Annotated in this window: 24 protein-coding genes; 4 read left to right on the top strand and 20 right to left on the bottom strand. The window is 50.3% G+C overall.

Annotated elements, in window-relative coordinates:
- Positions 1-40 precede the first annotated feature (40 nt).
- Both L4174_RS21600 and L4174_RS21595 read left to right on the top strand, forming a co-directional pair.
- Positions 41-628, top strand: coding sequence for a hypothetical protein (locus L4174_RS21600; protein ID WP_248143266.1), 588 nt, complete (start codon positions 41-43; stop codon positions 626-628).
- Between the two features lie 89 nt (positions 629-717).
- Complete coding sequence (locus tag L4174_RS21595) at positions 718-1,317, top strand: hypothetical protein (protein ID WP_254589140.1); 600 nt, start codon at positions 718-720, stop codon at positions 1,315-1,317.
- A 42-nt stretch (positions 1,318-1,359) separates the two neighbouring features.
- Here the strand turns inward: L4174_RS21595 and L4174_RS21590 are convergent, their stop codons facing one another.
- From L4174_RS21590 to L4174_RS21530, 13 genes are all read right to left on the bottom strand, one after another.
- Positions 1,360-1,815, bottom strand: coding sequence for a GNAT family N-acetyltransferase (locus L4174_RS21590; RefSeq protein ID WP_248141729.1), 456 nt, complete (start codon positions 1,813-1,815; stop codon positions 1,360-1,362).
- Between the two features lie 74 nt (positions 1,816-1,889).
- On the bottom strand, positions 1,890-2,489 hold the full coding sequence (locus tag L4174_RS21585) for a nucleoside deaminase (protein WP_248141730.1): 600 nt from the start codon (positions 2,487-2,489) through the stop codon (positions 1,890-1,892).
- Positions 2,490-2,639: 150 nt separating this feature from the next.
- Positions 2,640-2,960: a hypothetical protein gene (locus L4174_RS21580; RefSeq protein ID WP_248141732.1), complete on the bottom strand. Its 321-nt coding sequence runs from the start codon at positions 2,958-2,960 to the stop codon at positions 2,640-2,642.
- Positions 2,961-3,043: 83 nt separating this feature from the next.
- Positions 3,044-3,715 (bottom strand): hypothetical protein, encoded by a 672-nt coding sequence (locus L4174_RS21575; RefSeq protein WP_254589139.1) that lies wholly within the window; start codon positions 3,713-3,715, stop codon positions 3,044-3,046.
- A 209-nt stretch (positions 3,716-3,924) separates the two neighbouring features.
- Positions 3,925-4,470 (bottom strand): hypothetical protein, encoded by a 546-nt coding sequence (locus L4174_RS21570; RefSeq protein WP_248141735.1) that lies wholly within the window; start codon positions 4,468-4,470, stop codon positions 3,925-3,927.
- Between the two features lie 129 nt (positions 4,471-4,599).
- Positions 4,600-5,244 (bottom strand): glutathione S-transferase family protein, encoded by a 645-nt coding sequence (locus tag L4174_RS21565; RefSeq protein ID WP_248141736.1) that lies wholly within the window; start codon positions 5,242-5,244, stop codon positions 4,600-4,602.
- 37 nt (positions 5,245-5,281) lie between these two features.
- Positions 5,282-5,689, bottom strand: a complete 408-nt coding sequence (locus tag L4174_RS21560) for a GFA family protein (protein ID WP_248141739.1) — start codon at positions 5,687-5,689, stop codon at positions 5,282-5,284.
- Positions 5,690-5,906: 217 nt separating this feature from the next.
- The gene (locus L4174_RS21555) at positions 5,907-6,863 is read right to left on the bottom strand and encodes a GlxA family transcriptional regulator (protein WP_248141741.1); all 957 of its coding nucleotides are present in this window, start codon (positions 6,861-6,863) and stop codon (positions 5,907-5,909) included.
- 81 nt (positions 6,864-6,944) lie between these two features.
- The gene (locus L4174_RS21550; protein ID WP_248141743.1) at positions 6,945-7,718 is read right to left on the bottom strand and encodes an MBL fold metallo-hydrolase; all 774 of its coding nucleotides are present in this window, start codon (positions 7,716-7,718) and stop codon (positions 6,945-6,947) included.
- A gap of 174 nt (positions 7,719-7,892) precedes the next feature.
- On the bottom strand, positions 7,893-8,234 hold the full coding sequence (locus L4174_RS21545) for a Fis family transcriptional regulator (protein WP_248141744.1): 342 nt from the start codon (positions 8,232-8,234) through the stop codon (positions 7,893-7,895).
- A gap of 90 nt (positions 8,235-8,324) precedes the next feature.
- A complete protein-coding gene (locus L4174_RS21540; protein WP_248141745.1) occupies positions 8,325-8,786 on the bottom strand; it encodes a GyrI-like domain-containing protein in 462 nt (153 codons plus the stop codon).
- 136 nt (positions 8,787-8,922) lie between these two features.
- Positions 8,923-9,330, bottom strand: a complete 408-nt coding sequence (locus tag L4174_RS21535) for a GFA family protein (protein WP_248141747.1) — start codon at positions 9,328-9,330, stop codon at positions 8,923-8,925.
- Positions 9,331-9,464: 134 nt separating this feature from the next.
- Complete coding sequence (locus tag L4174_RS21530) at positions 9,465-9,896, bottom strand: hypothetical protein (protein ID WP_248141748.1); 432 nt, start codon at positions 9,894-9,896, stop codon at positions 9,465-9,467.
- Positions 9,897-10,287: 391 nt separating this feature from the next.
- Between L4174_RS21530 and L4174_RS21525 the strand changes: the two genes are divergently transcribed.
- Positions 10,288-11,163: a patatin family protein gene (locus tag L4174_RS21525; RefSeq protein ID WP_248141749.1), complete on the top strand. Its 876-nt coding sequence runs from the start codon at positions 10,288-10,290 to the stop codon at positions 11,161-11,163.
- Positions 11,164-11,262: 99 nt separating this feature from the next.
- The gene (locus tag L4174_RS21520) at positions 11,263-12,138 is read left to right on the top strand and encodes a sulfurtransferase (protein WP_248141750.1); all 876 of its coding nucleotides are present in this window, start codon (positions 11,263-11,265) and stop codon (positions 12,136-12,138) included.
- Positions 12,139-12,616: 478 nt separating this feature from the next.
- Here the strand turns inward: L4174_RS21520 and arsJ are convergent, their stop codons facing one another.
- The 7 genes from arsJ to L4174_RS21485 all read right to left on the bottom strand — a co-directional run bounded on the left by arsJ (position 12,617) and on the right by L4174_RS21485 (position 18,391).
- Positions 12,617-13,867 (bottom strand): organoarsenical effux MFS transporter ArsJ, encoded by a 1,251-nt coding sequence (arsJ, locus tag L4174_RS21515; protein ID WP_248141751.1) that lies wholly within the window; start codon positions 13,865-13,867, stop codon positions 12,617-12,619.
- Positions 13,868-13,915: 48 nt separating this feature from the next.
- Positions 13,916-14,410 (bottom strand): phosphatase, encoded by a 495-nt coding sequence (locus L4174_RS21510; RefSeq protein ID WP_248141752.1) that lies wholly within the window; start codon positions 14,408-14,410, stop codon positions 13,916-13,918.
- Positions 14,411-14,421: 11 nt separating this feature from the next.
- Entirely contained in the window at positions 14,422-15,423 is a 1,002-nt protein-coding gene (locus L4174_RS21505; RefSeq protein ID WP_248141755.1) for an ArsJ-associated glyceraldehyde-3-phosphate dehydrogenase, read from the bottom strand.
- 34 nt (positions 15,424-15,457) lie between these two features.
- A complete protein-coding gene (locus L4174_RS21500) occupies positions 15,458-15,799 on the bottom strand; it encodes a metalloregulator ArsR/SmtB family transcription factor (protein WP_248141756.1) in 342 nt (113 codons plus the stop codon).
- A 114-nt stretch (positions 15,800-15,913) separates the two neighbouring features.
- Positions 15,914-16,990: an ACR3 family arsenite efflux transporter gene (arsB, locus tag L4174_RS21495; protein ID WP_248141757.1), complete on the bottom strand. Its 1,077-nt coding sequence runs from the start codon at positions 16,988-16,990 to the stop codon at positions 15,914-15,916.
- Between the two features lie 319 nt (positions 16,991-17,309).
- Complete coding sequence (locus tag L4174_RS21490) at positions 17,310-17,918, bottom strand: copper chaperone PCu(A)C (RefSeq protein ID WP_248141758.1); 609 nt, start codon at positions 17,916-17,918, stop codon at positions 17,310-17,312.
- Positions 17,919-17,965: 47 nt separating this feature from the next.
- Positions 17,966-18,391 carry a hypothetical protein gene (locus tag L4174_RS21485; RefSeq protein WP_248141759.1) on the bottom strand — a complete coding sequence of 142 codons (426 nt, stop codon included), beginning with the start codon at positions 18,389-18,391 and terminating at the stop codon, positions 17,966-17,968.
- Positions 18,392-18,409: the final 18 nt, after the last annotated feature.

Here is an 18,409-nt window from a genome sequence, read left to right as displayed (position 1 = left end):
CTGATTCCCCTTTCCTGAACCGGGATGAGACGTATCGAGCATGGCAAAACCTCAAGCGACATTTTTTCTGTTGGCGCTGATGTTGACACTGGCAGGGTGTTCATCCTTTGGTGAAACCAAAACAATTGCAAAAATTGGCAATGCCGGTTCTCTGGATGGTCCTTATTATCTCAAAAGAATTTATATTCAAGATACCCGAGGTGCCTGGGTGAATTTTGGTTATGGATCCGTCGGCGGTTACCCTGGCGCTAGTTCAGATATTGGAGCAATCAGTTACCCGCAATTTATCAAGGGATTTTGGTCTAAAGGTCGTAATGTTGATGAAAAATACTTCAAAATTTCAGCCCCGATCGATCTGGAATTAGCCAGACAAAAAATCGATACACTCCGGGATTATTACGAAGATTATTATGATGTTTTGGCGACAGTAACTGTTGCAGTCGATGGGGCTCGTATTCGGGTTTTCTATTCACTGAATTGTTTTGACATGGATAGTAATTGTACTCCCCGTCAGAATGCTGACCCAAATGGCTGGGTGACTCGTGAACCCGATGGTGCAACTGAATCTGTGCTGCTATTCGACGGCATCGGTGAATCTTCAGATACGCCATTCTCTGGGTCGCCATAAGATAAAAAAAGATAATCGTTTGCTCCTCATGGCGGTGCGTCATGAGGGGCTGGTCCCCTTTTCCTGAACCGAGATGAGACGTATCGAGCATGGCAAAACCTCAAGCGACATTTTTTCTGTTGGCGTTGGTGTTTATGATGGCCGGGTGTTCATCATTTTGGGGCACCAAAACAGTTGCCCGAATCGGCAATGCTGGTTCTCTGGATGGTCGTTACATTCTTAAAAGAATATTGCTTCAAGATGCCCGAGGCGCCTGGGTGAACTTTGGCTATGGTGCCGTGAGTGGTTACCCCGGTGTCAGCTCAGATATTGGGGCAATCAGTTACCCTCAAAATATTGAGGGCTTTTGGTCAAAAGGTTGGGATAAAAATGAAAAATACTTCAAAATTTCAGCCCCGATTGATCTGGAATTAGCCAGACAAAAAATCGATACGCTCCGTGATTATTATGTGGATTTTCATGCTTATCGAGCGACTGTTACCGTCGCAGTTGACGGGCCACGTATCCGGGTTTTTTATTCCATGAATTGTTTTGACGTAGTGAATGACTGCACTTCCCGTAAGAATGCGGATCCAAATGGTTGGGTGACTCGTTCACCAGATAACACCACCGAAGTCGTTCTGTTGTTTGATGGGATTGGTGAATCTTCAGATACGCCGTTTCCGGGGTCGCCATACGATAGAAAATGATGCAATGCATTGTTTTCAGTGTCGCTTCGGATCAAGCCATGATCAGCTTGGTTTGATCACAAAGCCGCGTTCAATCCCAGATTGAAACCCGATGTTTTCGTACAGTTGGTGGGCGGCGTGTCGTGATTCGCCAGACAGCAGCATGACTTTGTAGCATCCCATTTCCCAGGCGAGCGACAGGGCATGTTCGAGGACCTTCCGGCTGAGTCCCCGACGTCGGAATGCTTCTGCCGTAATGACATGTTCAATCACCCCAAATGGCTTTCCGCCATTGGTCAGTGTCGGAATCACCCCTAACTGACAGCTTGAGGCGAGCTGGCCATCGATGTCGGCGACGATAATTCTGGTGTGCGTCTGACTCAGCAACGCTTGCCAGCAATTGTGTGCAAGTTGGCCGGAAAATTCAGGATCATTCGGCCGTAGTTCTCGATACAGCTGAAGCAGGTTGTCCAAATCATCCAATTTACAGTAGCGAATCGTTTCCTCAAGGTTTTCCATTCACGTTTTCCATAAAGGTTGTCCATAAAGGTTGTCCACAAAGGTTGCCCACAAATCATGCCTTGAGCTTGTGATTAGCAAGCATCTTCCTGACGGACAGCACTCAGCCCTTTCCAGTCTTCCAGATCCTGCGCCGGTTTTTCTTTTCGGAAACGGGCATACAGTTCAATACCGGTCTGATCTTCCAGAATATTGACCTGTAGTCCTTTGGCGAGCAGCATCCCTTCGTTACCCGCTGCATTCGTCACATCGCCGACAACCACCCGGGCAAAGCCGCGCATGTATAACAGGGTCGCGCAAACGTCGCACGGACTCAGGCTGGTAAACAGCGTTGTTTTGCTGAAATCAATCCGGCCGGCATCCCGGATGGCAGAGGTTTCACCATGGTTATAAGGGTGATCTTCCTGAACCAGGGTATTGTGGCCTTTTCCGACAATTTGCCGGGTTTCATTGTCGATGATCACGGCACCAATCGGACAACCACCTTCGAGGTAACTTTTTTCCGCCAGCAGAACAGCAATGCGCATGAAATCGGCATCAGACAGTTGTTGCGTGTAGTCGCTGTCCATCAATACAGGCAGGCTGCGGGTTGGCATATGGGCGATGGCTCTGAGTGCCGCTTCATGGTTCTGCGAGTCGATGCTGAGCGAGTCTTTCGTGAGTAAAGGGATCATGCGGTGCTCTCTTTTGAATAGTCCGGTTCAATGCCAGAAGTATAACGTCTGTTTGGGTTGCTAATTTCTGAAAAGGAAAGGTTTTTTCTGCAATATGGGCGCCCTCACAGGATGAGTGAGGCCAACCTGAAACAGAATACCTGAGATGCGTTATTGGATGATCTCCAGTACACCGTCATGATTGATGACGTTGAACTGTGTTCCCTGCAGTGCTTCGATCTGAGTGCCGCTGATGGTGACAAAGCTGCCAATGCGAATTCCTTCGCCAAGCTGAACGGCCCCAATTTTAAGAGGGTATTTACTGATGAAATGCCCTTCAGTATCCTCCGTAAACAAGCTCTCAAAAGACACCAGATTTGACTTGCCTTTTTGAGGCAATTCAATTTGTGCTGAAGGCGCAGGATCATCAATGGCGATATTCACGCACCCGGTCAGGAGCGCGACAAGACCGATTATCAAACGTTTTTTCACGGGGTTTTCTCTCATCATGTTGTTTTATGCTGATGATCTGAGGCGACCTTTTCCAGATGAGAACTCAATGATAAGACCGGGACTCAGCCCGGCGTGTGCCCGGCAACTTTCCAGATCCGGACGCAAAATGCGCCAAAATCTAACTGGCTGATGAGCGATCCGGATGGATGTGCATAACTGAATAATCGGCTGTAAAGCTTTGTTTCAGGTGATGAATTATCCAGCACCAGCACGACATATTTATCTTGTACCGTGGTGTTGGATAATAGCTTGCGAAAGTCGTTTTCAAGGAAACTGACCACTTTACTCTGATACTGGCCGCCGAGCACTTTCAGCTCAATGGCAAATTGGTCTTCTTTATACAGATCGAATCTATATTTAGTTGCATTGGTGCGCAGAGCGTCATCATTGAGGTAAAGATAGATATCTCCCTGCATCCACAGTTCCCGGCAGCCGCCAGCGTTCAGAATTTTAGCAATCTGTGTTTGTCTGTCTTTAAAATACGCGGGAAGCCAAGCAATTGCGGACTGAACCTCCAGGCTTGTTGTCCATGGGGATGTCTCTGTGTGTTCAGGTTTTTCAAGGCTGAGATCTTCAATCCTGTATTCTTCATAATCAATTTTCTGGTAAGTGCCTTCATCAAGTTTGAGCGTATGGAATGCTGGCTCGCCGTCCTGGTCCAAATCATTCACTTCCAGCCAGATCTGATCCTCTTCATCAATGGCCCAGACTTTCCAGAGTAAATTTGATTGCATGAGTCTGGCGTAGAGTAGTGCGGTTTGATAAAGGGGATGAGCCGTGCTTTGCAATGCAGACCTCAGGTCTGCCGGCAGACGGGTGACACGGACTAAATAGGAAACTTTTTTCAAAATGATCTCGTACAATGCGGGCAAATCTTGAATGTTCTCTGCGGCAGGAAGGGATGGATGCGTCTGCCGCAGAGGAATCATCGTTTGGGTTCAACTTAAATTGATGATGTGACTTTCTGTTTGATCGAATGCACCTGATCTAAAAATACTTTTTTTTCTGCCAACTTATTGCCTTTTGCAACGGATATCCATTGCAAACCTGTTTCGTCGGTGTGTTCGAATTCAATTTGAAGCTCATATTTTTTACCGGATACTAATGCGCCCAGTGCACCGAAGAGAATACCGATCGGAGCGATGAGATAGCTAAACCCGTCAGGGAAAATGACCCAGACAACACTGGATACAATCAAACCAATCGAGATGATCCGAAGCAGGTGCTCTTTGAGGGTATTGATCTTCACTCTTGCATTTCGAATCCGGGTCAGTGAGTACTCATCCTGTTTATAGCGGAATGATTGATCGTAAATTGAAAAATCCTGTGCGCTGTTCATTAATTTTGGTTGTCCTTCGCTAAATTGATAATAGCCTGAATTGCTTGTCTTGCCTGCGGGCTGTTGTGCCAGCAGGTTGAACCCATCATGTGAGAGATTTGTCTGGTGATGTCCGCCGGGTCCTCTGTTGTCAGTTGGGCGAGCGAACAAAAACCGATTTGCTCGAGTCGTGAGATAACGGTTTCTCCGACACCTTTCAGTGCCAGCATATTTGCTTTTTCAGCGTCAGAAAATTTCATCGGTCTGTCCTGATCCTGGAGAATTGTTGATTCAGAATACTTACTGGTATGCCGTTAAAGAGGTGCCTTCCGTCTCACACGCCTTCCGGATTGCCGGTCGTTGCGCCAGCGCTTTTAAATATCTACCTAAATGTTCAAAGGAGAGGGGGGGCCGGGCAAATTCGCTGGCCCAGTGCGACAACATAAACAGGAAAAAATCGCAGACACTGATCCGGTCGCCAATCAGAAAATCCCTGCCTTTCAGGGAATCATCGAGATACGCGAACATGTCTGTGATCCGGGCTTCCTGCGCGCTGGCAATCGCTGCGGCTGTATCCTGCAGTAAGGTGTGCTTGTCCGGGTAAAAATACAGCATCAGCTCCGCCTGAAGGGTGGTTGTCAGGTAAAACAGCCATTGATAAAAGCGGGCTCTGTCCGGGTCACCGATGTCGGGCATCAGCTTGCTTTTCGGGTGTTTATCGCACAGATGCAAGCAAATTGCCGCACTTTCAACAATGATTTGGTCATGATCCGCCAGGGTCGGAATACGACCGGTCGGATTCAGCTTCAGGTATTCGGGCGATTTTTGCTGTTCAGATTTTCGGTCGACCAGAATCAGCTCAAACGCTGTGCCGATTTCTTCAAGCAGCATGTGCGGTGCCCAGCTGGCATTTCCAGGGTAATAAAACAGTTGATACACGGCCATCTCCTTTGGTCTGTGAAATGTTTAGACAATTGTTCGATTATTTCCGGCCCGGTTCATGTGCTTCGTACTGAGGGAGGTCGATCCCCAGACTATCCCAGTTGGCTTTCGAGGTCACAAAATTATGGGAGATGGGCCGTTCGGTGATATCGCTGTCAAGAATGCCCAGTCTGAGCCGGATTCGGGCCGGATCGGCGGCATTAGAGCTGTAAACCGGAGACGCACAATGACGGCAGAAATAGCGCTTTCTGCCGGAACGTAATTCAAAAGAATTCAGTAAGTCCTGTCCCTGGGTGATGGTGAAATCTTCAAGGTTCACAAAGCCATTGGTGGCGAATGCAGAGCCGGTCGACTTTCTGCACAAAGAACAGTGGCAGTGGATGATGTCACTGATTTTTCCGGAGATTGACAGCTGAACACCACCGCAGAGGCAGCTTCCTTGATACATGCGAATACCTTTTGATTGATCCCGTGGAAATGGAAGCGTATCCGGCGATATTTCCCTGACGGTTTACCCTGACATGACTGGAAACACCGGACGGATAGCAGAGCCAATTGCGACGTATATTACCTTGTGCAATTGATTGATTTCACTGTTGTGATTGAATTCATGATCAATTTTGTGCGTTTGAGCAACCTGGTGAATACCCGGCTGCCCGGAAACGTCAAACAGATGCGATTTGGAATGACCGGCGCCATTCACTCGGTGTGACGCTGAACTTGCGTTTGAAATGATCCCGCAGCGAGGTGGCCGAGGCAAAACCAGCCTGACTGGCAACCGAATCAATGGGCAGGGTGGTTGTCTCAAGCAGTTCCTGAGAACGCTGAAGCCGTTCCGATAACAGCCATTCGCCCACAGAAATTCCGGTGGCTTTATGGAACTGCCGGGTAAACGTCCGGCGCGTCATCATCACGCGGTCGGCCAGGCTGTCGAGATCATGTTGCTGGTGCAGGTGGCTGCGCAGAAATTCAAGCAGGCTGTTCATCCGGGCATCCTGCGTCGTGGCGGGTACCGGGCGTTCAATGAACTGTGCCTGTCCGCCGTCACGATGGGGCGGAATCACCATGCGGCGGGCGACCTTATTGGCAATGGCGCTGCCATAACGCTGTCGCAGCAGATACAGGCAACAGTCCAGCCCGGCAGCGGTACCGGCTGAGGTCACAATATTGCCGTCTTCGACGTAGAGGGAATTGGTATCCAGCGTGATGTTGGGGAAGCGCTCTGTGAAATCCTGTTCAAATTCCCAGTGTGTTGAGGCGCGGCGGTTATCCAATAAGCCTGCATAGGCCAGCACATAGGTTCCAAGACACAGGCCGACAATTTGCGCGCCGCGATCATGGGCATCACGCAGGGCATTGAGCAAGGCTTCGTCGGGCAGGGCTTTGGTTTTTCGCCAGAACGGGACCACAATGATGTCGGCGTCTTTCAGGCCCTCCAGGCCAAACGGCGGTTCAACCGTCAGACCGTGGCTGGAACGAAGGGGGCCGCTTTCTCCGGCGCAGATCCGCAGGTTGAACAGCTTCATGTCCGGCAGAATGTCATCAAAGATGATGCAGGGTACGGAAAAATGAAACGGACTGAACTGATGAAATGCAATCACTGCAACCGTGGGTAATGCCATGTTTCATGCTGCTCCTTGCTGTGGGCCTGTCCTCGGGACGAATGTGCCCTGAATGATCACAGGGCACATCATAGGAGATGATCAGGCAAAAGTGTATGACTCACCATCTTCCGGCACCAGCGTCCGGTCTGTCATGCTGAACTCTGTCAGATAGTCGCGCAGCATCGGGCGGGACAGCACGGCATGATTCACTGCTTCCATATGGCTGGCAATGATGGTTGCATTCGGTGCGGCCTCATAAACACTGCGAACATCTTCCTTGTTCATGATGATGGGGCCAAGGCCAATGACCTGGGCATCACCGCTGTTGAGCACGATCACATCCGGCTGAAATTGAGAAATACTGGCGTGAACATGAGCGTTCCAGACCGTATCGCCGGCGATATAAAGTGTTTGCTCATCCGGATGACTGAAAACGACACCGGAGACTTCCCCCATACGTTCACCGATGACCGCCATCACGTCATCACTGCCATGCTGGCCGCCGGTGATGCTCAGGGTGATACCGTCATAATCCGTGTGCTCAGACAGAACCCGGATATTGGTGAAGCCGGATTGCTGAATGATTGCCGCATCTTGCTCATGCTGAGCAAAAAACAGCAAGTCTTTCGGAATGACTTGTTTGGCGACTTCGTCCCAGTGATCGGGGTGGGTATGGGTGACGATGACGGCATCGACATCGAGCAGGGTTTCGAGGGAAAAAGGTAAATCGACTAACGGGTTTCTTAGGTGGTTGTTAGGGGTCCCTTCAAATCCCGGATAGGTCCCTTTCTTTGCCAGCATGGGATCGATCAGGAATTTTTTTCCTGCAAAATCAATGATGAGCGTGGCGTTTCGGACTTGGGTGAATTTCATGGCTGACTCCTGAATGACATTGCTTATAAAAGATTGATGTGGAACAGGAGTCATTATCCGGGTACCGGCCTTGAGGGTGTGAGTGGCCCGTGGGACAGATAACAATGAAATCGGGACAGATTCAGTGGATGAAAATTGTGTGTGTTTTCCAGCGTTGCCGTTCAGGACGCTAAATCAGCGCAAGCGCTCAGCCCATTGACCGTTGTTTTCCAATGCACAGCTTTCCTCCGTATCGTAGTGGATTTGGCTGGCAGGTTTTTTTAACCGGATGCCTGCAGCATTCAGTTTCTGGTGAATCAGTGTATCCAGCGCAGGTTTTCCCTGTTCTGCCAGGAAGTGTGACAAGTTTTCCCGGATATCGAACACACAGACAATGCGAAGGCTATCCGGGAAGCTCGAATAATTCACCTGGTGGGTCAGCCACTGAAAACCAGGATAGGTTTCCAGTGCATGATTGCAGACATCAGTCAGGATCACTCTGAGCTGGTTTTCAGTTTTTTTATCGGTTTTGCGCATATGGGTATCTGGATGTCAGGATTGATTTCAGCCGATACGGTAACTTTTTCACTGGCGCTGTCAATCTGACATCACGGATAACCGGAGGCTTTATTGAACGCCAATCTGAATTTCTACAACATTCTTGTCGGAGTCCGGCCCGCACCAGGTGTGGTAGACCTCACGACTTTCGCCGGTGAAACTGAGTTCCTGTTCGACGATATCTTTTACGAGCGGCTGATAACCTTGCTCAAATAAATGATCTAATGATCCTTCGTAGACAGCGCTGGCGCACTGGAAACGGGTTAATTCCCTGGCCTGAACCTCCTCATTCAGATATTCATCGCACTCGCCGGAAACGGGCAGACAGAAATCAATATCGAATTCAGTGTGGTTGTCCTGCGGCAGATTGTAGGCAATAAAATGCCATGGACCGGTCACATGGAGATTGGATTTATCAATGATGTCCTGAATGATCCGACAGCTGTCGACACTGGCCGGACCGATTTCAGAAATGATCAGACGGCGCCGAACAGACAGGACCTGGCCTGTGTGAGTCTCTTTGATTTGCATTGTGAGTCCTTATCAATACATCTAAATGTTGAACTGAAAACACAGCAAGTATTTCAGCATTCAGCCCGTGTGACAAAGGCAGCGCATTGGACTGGAATAATTATCACATTATGCTCTTGGTTGCATTTTGATGGTGTTATTCAGGCAGATGACTGTACATGGTGACCTGCTGGAGATCATGCTCCCAGCTGGCTTTGCTGGCAAGAAAGAGGTGTGCGGTCGGGCGAATATCAATGGCCTGATTCAGGCTGCCTGCCGGGACGACTAACAGGTTTCCCTGTTCCTGTAATGTCGGCAGCGCGGAGCCGCATACGGTGCAGAAACTCTTCTGATGTCGTGTCGAGGGCAGGGTAAAGGTGTTTACCTTATCCAGACCGGACAGCCACCGCAGGGTTGCCGTGGCTGAAAACAAATTTGCAGCGTGGGCAGAACCTGTATCTTTCTGGCAATACTGACAATGGCACAGAAAGAATGCATCAAAATCGCCTTCCACCTCAAATTGTACTGCACCACATAAGCAAGCCCCGGATTTGATTGGATACATTGTCTGTTCGCCTTTGCCGGATAAAAAATAGATGAAAGTTCTCAGAGTACGGTGTGATGACAGCTTCAGGAGTCAAGGCATCGAAAATGAGCGATAACATGAAGTCCGACAGCCCCTGTTGGTAGCCTCTGTGATCACACGTCGTTACCTGTATACGATAAGATGGCAACTAACCCGGAAGACTGGGAATAATTGATGGTTATCACCCATCTTTCGATGTTTTTCGGACCCTGGTAGATGTCGTATGCGGTCGTCTTGAGATTTCCTGAATCTGACACGATCGCTTTGGTATATGTAAAACCACTGTCTTTTGGCGGCAGCCAGGCTTCCATACTGGCCTGGATTTCATCCGGATCTCCCTGATGAACAAATACGGAGCAAAGGCTCTTCGTTGCCAGCATGCTTAATCCATAGCTGCCTCGTTCATTTTCCAGCACCCAGGCTTTTCCGGGATTGCCGTACAGGTAATGCCGTGCAGCATCTGAAGGCGCCACATGAAAACCGTTTTTTTGTGCCAGTTGCTCTACAGCCGGTAAACCACTTCTCCCGACTACACAGGTCGTCATAAATAGCTGAATAGGCTCGGACTTCCTGAACGCAAGATCATCACTGTCTTCTGAGGGCGAAGTTGATGAGCATCCGGCGACCGAAAGGAATGCTGCTGAAAGTAGTAAACTTTTCTTTATCTTCATCTGTCTGTGCGCCTTATGCGTCTCTCGCTGTTTTGCCGTTGAAAACATCAGATCATCATGGAACCCGACTGAGGGCGGGTGTTTTGTGCCAAATGATAGCGACATAGGTAACGATATGCACTCATGGCATAAAAATTTGAGTGGTTGATCAGGTTCACAGCGGCTTCATCACTTCTGCCTATCTCAATAATCCGTGATTTCAATTATCTATTCGTATCGTGCTTGTCTAACATCAACTTAAATTAATTCAGTGGGTTAGATGCATATGAAAAAGAATAAAGCACTGGTGGTTGAAGGAGGCGCTATGCGAGGCATTTTTGCCAGCGGTGTTCTGGATGCCTTTATGGAAGATGATTTTCATCCTTACGATTTAGCGATTGGCGTCTCTGCGGGCGCATCGAACCTGTTGGGATATCTGGCAAATCAGCCCAAGCGCAGTTATCGGGTCATCACACAGCTGGCAACGGATAAACGATTCTTTAATCCGTCCCGTTTCTTGCGCGGCGGCAATTTGCTGGATGTCAAATGGCTGGTGGAAGAGTCTATGCGCTTGTATCCCCTGGATCAGCAGCGCTTGTTTGGCAAAACGGCACTGATCGCTGCAACAACCAATATCGAAACCGGGCTGGCTGATTATTATCACGTGAGTGAAGACAATGTGAGTGATGTGATTGAAGCGACCAGCGCATTGCCTGTGGCTTATAAAGCGACACCCTGCTTTTCCGGCGGATGCTACACAGACGGGGGTGTTGCCGATTCGATCCCGGTGCGAGAAGCCTATCGGCGTGGCGCACGGGATATCACGGTGATTTTATCGCATCCGCTGAGTTATCAGATGAAACCGGCTAAACATCCGTGGCTCATTCAAAAGCTGTTTGCCCGTCAGCCGCAAATTGCCGGGGCCATGCTGAAACGCGCGGAAAACTACAACGCATCGCTGGATTTCATCCGGAATCCGCCGGAAGACGCTACGATTCGGGTGATCGCACCGCCTGAAAACTTCAGCGTGAAGCGCTTATCTATGCGGAAATCGACACTGGATGAAGGCTATCAGATGGGGCTGAAAGCCGGGATGTTACATGTTCATCGCCGCCTTGAACTCAACGGCTCTCATGAAGAAGATTGTCATTTTTGTCTCTGAATACGTTCGTGCTCAAGTTTTCAGACAAAAATGAATGAAAACTTCAGCTTTAGATGGTGTTTCATCAGCTGATAATTTTAAACTGCGCAGAAATTACTCATGATGAACAGATGCGCGGAGATGCGGGAAATGCAAGAGGGTGCTTTAGTTTCAACGGATTGGCTTCAGCGTGAGTGTCAGAACCCTCATCTCATTGTGCTGGATGCGACCATGGCGAGCATTACCGGTGAAAATAATGAGGTAGCGCGAAGAAAGTATATTCCCGGTGCGGTGATTTTTGATATTCACGGGCAGTTTTCTGATCCTGCATCACCGCTGCCACATACTGTCCCGGATGATGATGCATTTCAGCGGGCAGTGAATCAGCTGGGGCTCCGGCCGGACTCAGTGATTGTGATTTACGATGCCAAAGGCATTTATTCGGCGCCGAGAGCCTGGTGGCTGCTGAAGCTGATGGGTCATCAGCAGGTGTATGTCCTGAATGGCGGTTTACCCGGATGGCTGGCCGAAGGGAAACCGGTCATGGATGTACCTGCCCCACCGGTTGCTGGCCGGGATTGGCAGCCAAAATGGCAGGCAAAACGTCAGCCAGCGTGGATTGCGGGTTGGCCGGACATCGTGCAAGTGGCCGGTCTTCCGGGCCATCACGTGATTGATGTGCGGGCAGCAGAACGGTTCTCAGGTCAGCAGCCTGAGCCGCGTCCGGAACTGAGAAGCGGACATATTCCCCATGCAGTGAATTTACCTTTTGCCGGTTTTCTGGAAGGAGGAAGATACCTTGCTCAGCACCAGTTGCGGGCCCGGTTTGAGGAACAACAGATTCACCCGAATGATCGGTTGTATTTCAGCTGTGGTTCGGGCGTCACGGCCTGTATCGGATTTCTGGCTGCTTATCAGTGTGGTTACAAGAATCTAGCCGTGTATGACGGCTCCTGGGCGGAGTGGGGACAGCGAACCGACTTACCGATTGCCTGAAATCAGTTTACTTCGATGATGTGAATGAGTGTGTTTTGGATAAGATTCGAATGCAATCTGTCAGTTTTGTTTCCTTGCGATGAGCGTTCTAACAGGTTGTTTTAAAACGGAACGGTTCAATCACACTCGAGAACCTAAGTCATTGACAATCCCAGGGAAAAATTCATGGATGAATTTTTAGGTTGTCGGCGCAGGGAGCGCTTATAACCGGCCCGGGCAGCACGAGAGAAAGAAAAAGCATTTCTGGGCACTCTTTGTGCTCGCAACGCAAAGAGTGTCTGGCGCGCATCAGAAAATACTGAGATTGATTCGGAATTGATGCGCGACATACCATTGAGCAAAACACAAATTGCAGTCTGAATAAAATACGTTTGCCCCGTTGTGAGTGATGAATCCGGCAGGCTGAACGCTGCGCTCGAGTCAAGACTGGCTAACAGATCTGTCATATCAAGTATCAGATACGACAGATCATGCAAATTTAAGAGACCACCTGATAAGCCTGAATTTTGGGCAGCTTCAGTGAGATGAGTGTGGTCAGTGCCAGAAACGCAAAAGACACCCACAGACAGGCTGACAATCCGGCGATCTGGAAGACCCAGCCAGACAGGACTGTGCCGACCAGCCGGCCCATTGCATTCGCCATATAGTAGAATCCGACATCCAGTGAAACCCCGTCGTCTTTGGCGTAACTGACAATCAGATAAGAGTGCAGCGAAGAATTGATCGCGAACACTGCACCAAAAATCATCAGACCGGCGATAATGACCAGTTCTGGTTGCCATTCCAGTTGAACGCCCGTAGCAATGGCCGCTGTAATCAAGGCTAAAAGCAACGCCCAGCGTGTGGCCGCATGTCCGTCGGGCACCTTACCCTGTGCTTTTCCGGTGAATCGGGGCGCAAACCCCTGCACAAAACCATAAGCCATCACCCAGGCCGCCATGAAGCCGCCGACGGCACTGTGGTTCCAGCCAAAGACAGAACCGAGGTAAACCGGCAGCGCGACCACAAACCAGACATCCCGGGCACCAAACAGGAACATCCGGGCTGCAGAGAGAATATTGACGCTTTCTGATTTAGAGAAGATTTCCGCGAATTTCGGCTTACTCTTTGCTTTCCCCAGATCCGCTTTCAGCGACATGATACTGCCGAGAAAGACAAGGGCCAGAACGCCAGCCATCGCCAGTACGGCATGCTGGAAGCCCATGATACTGAGCAGTAACCCTCCTAAAAAGAAACCAGCGCCCTTCAGGGTATTTTTGGAGCCTGTCATCAGTGCGACCCACTGATACAAGGCACTTTGTTTGTTGTCCGGCACCAAGGTCTTAATAGCGCTCTTGGCACTCATTTTATTGAGATCTTTGGCAATCCCGGACAGTGCCTGCGCCGCCATCACCCAGGGAATGGTCAGCATCGGATTGGGGACCGCCAGCATCAGCAGGGCGATAATCTGCATGCCCAGCCCAATGTTCATCGTCCGGTTCAGGCCGAGCCGGGCGCCCAGCCAGCCGCCTATCAGGTTGGTGACGACACCAAAAAATTCATAAAACAGAAAGAGAGAGGCAATCGCGAGGGTGGAATAGCCGAGTTCATAAAAATAAAGGACCACCAGCATGCGCAGGGCGCCGTCAGTGACAGTGAAATTCCAGTAATTGAAAGTGACCAGCATGTACTGGCGAACCGGCTGGCTGAACTGAGCAAAATACTTGGCAAACATAGACAAGATACTCATTTGATTCGCCGCTTCTCTGCTCAGGGCGAAGAAACGGCGATGTTGTGATTATTCTGAGGCGACCTGACGGATGTAGTCGACCTGCACAGCTTTGGTGAAGGCGCCCGGACGCAGCGACTGAACCGCTTCAATGATGCGGGACAGCGGCCAGCCCAGTTCCAGCAGCAGGTGTGCGGCAAGCAAACCGGTCCGGCCCGAACCGCCCATACAGTGCAGCGCGATGTCGCCCCCTTGTTCAATCATAGTATGCAAGTGCGGGCTTACTGCCTGCCATTGTGCTGCGAAATCGGCACCGGGTGCGGCATCGTCTTCAATGGGGGTATGTGCCCACAGCATACCTGCCTCAACAACGAGCTGGCCTAATTCCGCGACGTCTTTCTCTGCCATTTCCTGTGCATTGATTGCCGTGACGACGGCCTGAACGCCCTGCGCTTTCAGCTGCGCCAGGCTGTCTGACAGGGAGACGCCTTTAGTGCCGGGGCAAGGGGTCAGGACCAGTGAGCTGCGGTCATTGATCGGTAAAGTCCAGGTTGGATGTGTCATGAAACTACTCCTTATGCCTGGCCGACTTTGCGAACCAGCTCGGCGGTCCGGGTGGCGTAGCCCATTTCATTGTCATACCAGGCATAGATTTTCACCATGCGCTTGCCAACAACCATGGTCGACAGAGCATCAACGATGGTCGAGCGCGGATCGCCTTTGTAATCAATTGATACCAGCGGACGGTCTTCGTAGCCCAGAATACCGTTCAGCTCGCTTTGCGAGGCTTCTTGCAGCAGTTGGTTGACTTCTTCGGCGGTCGTGTCGCGTTTGACGTCGAAAATAATATCGGTCAGGGAGGCATTCGCCAGCGGAACCCGTACGGCGTGGCCGTTAATTTTACCTTTCAGTTCCGGGAAAATCTCGATGATGGCCGATGCGGAACCTGTCGTGGTCGGGATCAGACTCATGCCACAGGCCCGGGCACGGCGCAGATCTTTATGCGGCGCGTCGAGAATGGTCTGGGTATTGGTCAGATCGTGAATGGTGGTGAACGAAGACTGTTCAATGCCCAGTTTTTCGTGGATCACTTTGACCACAGGTGCAATACAGTTGGTGGTGCAGGAAGCTGCAGTCACAATGCGGTGCAGTTCGGGATTGAAGATATGATCGTTCACACCAACGACAATATTGGCAATGCCTTCTTCTTTCACGGGGGCTGAAACCACCACGCGCTTCACGCCCTGTGCCAGATATTTGTTCAGGTACGATGTTTTACGGTGCACGCCTGTGGCCTCAATCACCACATCGCAGCCGGACCAGTCGACGGCGTCGATGTCCTTTTCCTGCGTTGTGGCAATGGATTGACCATTGATCAGAATCTGGTTGCCTGTGGCCTGGACAGCATGATGCCAGCGGCCCTGCACTGAATCGAATTCCAGCAGATGGGCCAGCGTCGCTGCGTCGCCAGCGACATCGTTGATCTGAACGAAGTCCAGTTCCGGCCAGTCAAACGCCGCGCGCAGTGCCAGACGGCCAATGCGGCCAAAACCATTAATACCGACTTTGATTGTCATACCTGATTCTTCCTACAAAATGATTTTTCAATTGTTATGGGCAGCACACTGAACGCTGCTTCATGACCGCCAGTCGTTCACTGTCTTGCTGATATTCCTGTTCCAGACAGTTCGAATCGACCAGTCCGTGAATCTGTTTTTGCATCCAGCCGGGTAAGTCATCGGCCAGACGGTAGAACACCCACTGCCCCTGACGCACGTCAACCAGTAAACCACTGGCCCTCAGGAGCGCCAGATGACGCGATACTTTCGGCTGACTGACCTGCAAAGCCTCTGTCAGTTCAGCGACACACAGACTTTGTTCTTTCACGATCAAGCGGACGCAGCGTACCCGGGTTTCATCTGCCAGCAGTTTGAAAAATTGATGGGGGAGCATGTTTATTACCATATTCGAATTTCCGTATATCTTAGTGCGATGGCCGAATGGATCAATCTCAGCGATGCAATTGTCATGAAACTTTCACAAAGAGGGCCGGCAGACCCTCATGCATCAGTGTTGCACTGCAGCGACCGGGTAAGTGCGCTTCATGCGAAGGGCGACGTTGACCAGGGCAATGAGGACGGGCACCTCAACCAGCGGACCGATCACACCGGCAAGTGCCTGATCGGAGTTCAGGCCAAAGACGGCAATAGCGACCGCAATCGCCAGTTCAAAGTTGTTGCCGGATGAGGTGAATGCGATGGATGCATTCTGGTCATAGGGCAGCCCCATTTTCCTTCCGGCCCAGAAGCTGAGAAAGAACATCACCAGAAAGTAAATCATCAGCGGCAGGGCCACCCGGAAAACATCCATTGGCAGTTCGAAAATCATTTCCCCTTTCAGGCTGAACATCAGCACGATCGTGCCCAGCAGTGCGATGAGGGTGACAGGAGAAATACGCGGAATGAATACCCGGTTGTACCAGTCTTCCCCTTTGATGCGAACCAGCCATTTCCGGCTCAGAAAACCGGCCAGAAAAGGAATACCCAGATAGATTAGAACACTTTTGGCAATATCCAGCATGGTGATATCCACGGCATAACCGCTGAAACCGAATAATGGCGGCAGTACGGTAATGAACAGCCAGGCCATAAAGCTGTAGGTCAGGATCTGGAAAGCGCTGTTCAGGGCCACCAGTGCAGCCCCGTATTCCCTGTTGCCGCCGCTGATATCATTCCACACCAGGACCATCGCAATGCAGCGCGCCAGACCAATCAGGATGACGCCCGTCATATATCCCGGTTCATCACCGAGGAAAATCAGTGCAAGCGAGAACATCAGCAATGGGCCGACCAGCCAGTTCATGGCCAGAGATAAGGTGATTGCGCGTTTATCACGAGTGATTTTGCCCAGCAGCTGATAGTCGACCTTGGCCAGCGGCGGATACATCATCAGGATCAGACCGATCGCCAGCGGGATATTGGTCTGTCCGATAGTCATGGATTCATTCCATGCCGCAATGCCCGGAAAGGTGACCCCAATGCCGATACCGATGGCCATTGCCAGAAAAATCCAGACCGTTAAATAGCGGTCAAGAAACTGCATTTTACTGCGGGTCTTGAGTGTCATGGTGGTTTCTTGATTCATGATGGAACTCTCAATGGGGTGAACGGGTGACGAGTGCGAACAGCGCGGTTGATCTGCCTTTGCTCCTGTCTCTGCACTGATGAATATCTTACTTATATTCATATTCGAATTTCCATATATATTAGTCCGAAAATTCAAGAGATCAACAATCAGTGACCGTTGTCATCAGAAATTCATGGTCTGAAGCAGTAAGGCGAGTCACGCCGGATTTTGTCTGATCAAAGATGGGGTTCAGAACGGACCGTTTTCATCGTGGCGAACGGGTAAAAAAATACCCCGTCCGGCAAGCTTGAACGGGGTAGGGATGATGACCTGAAGATTAATTCATGTTGTCGTGCATGTCATCGTGGTCCATATGGCTATGGTTCATTTCATCATGACCCATGTCGCCGTCTTCCATGTGGTCATGATCCATCCCTTCATGATCCATGTTGTGATGTTCCATCGGCTGGTTGCTTCCCATCTGGTAGTCGGCTTTTTCCACTTTCACTTCCACATCGACTTTACCGGCATGCTTGAAGTACAGGGTCAGCGGGAAGCGTTCACCCAGTTTGGGAACAGATTTCAGGTTGAACATCATTACGTGATAACCGCCGGGCTGCAGCAACTGTGTGTCATGCGCCGGCACCTGAATGTCAGCGACCTGGCGCATTTTCATCATGCCATTTTCATGGGCGTGTTCGTGCAGTTCCACTTTTTCAGCAATCGGTGATTCAGCACGCAGCAGAACATCGTTTTCATCGCCATGGTTTTCAATTGAGAAAAATGCGGCAGCCACAGATGACATTGGCGGGACTTCTTTGGACCAGGGGTGTTCAATATGCAGTTGTCCGGCTTTAAATTCATGCGCCTGAGCCAGTCCGGCAGTGAAGACAGAAGCAGCCAGCAGCAGAGTTTTCATTATTTTCACAGTATTTTCAGTTTTCATAGCATTCTCCATGTAGAAATTGTTCAGCAATCAATTGAAAGTTATGTTCAGGAATTGCTGAATCCTGGCGGAGATTGTTTCGGACCGAATAAAGTATACAGCTTGTTATTGGCCCAGACCCGGGAAGCGATCCGGACACCGGCAAAAATAACGATGGCGGTCAGGATGACCTGGCGGAATTGATCCGGATTGGTACTGAGCGGTTGTAATGGGCTCAGCAGAGGGCATTGATTCTGCCAGTGTGCCTGAGTATGTTCTTCCTGCGGGTGAGTTAACTCGGCGACGGACACCCATTGTAGCCCGTGAACTGTACAAATCAGAACTTTATCACCGGTCAGCCAGTGACGGCCGTTCTGATGATAATCAGGGTTGATCACCACAATCGCAGACAACAGATTCAGCCAAACGACAGACGCCAGAATGAAGGTAATCATTCCGGTGCGGTATCGTGCTGAAGTTAACGTGTGTGTCATGCGAGACAGTCTGTGGTC

This window comes from Photobacterium sp. CCB-ST2H9 (assembly GCF_023151555.2).
Classification (GTDB): Bacteria; Pseudomonadota; Gammaproteobacteria; order Enterobacterales; family Vibrionaceae; genus Photobacterium.
Note: the sequence above shows the minus strand (reverse complement) of the source record. Positions and strands in the feature narration are given on the sequence as shown.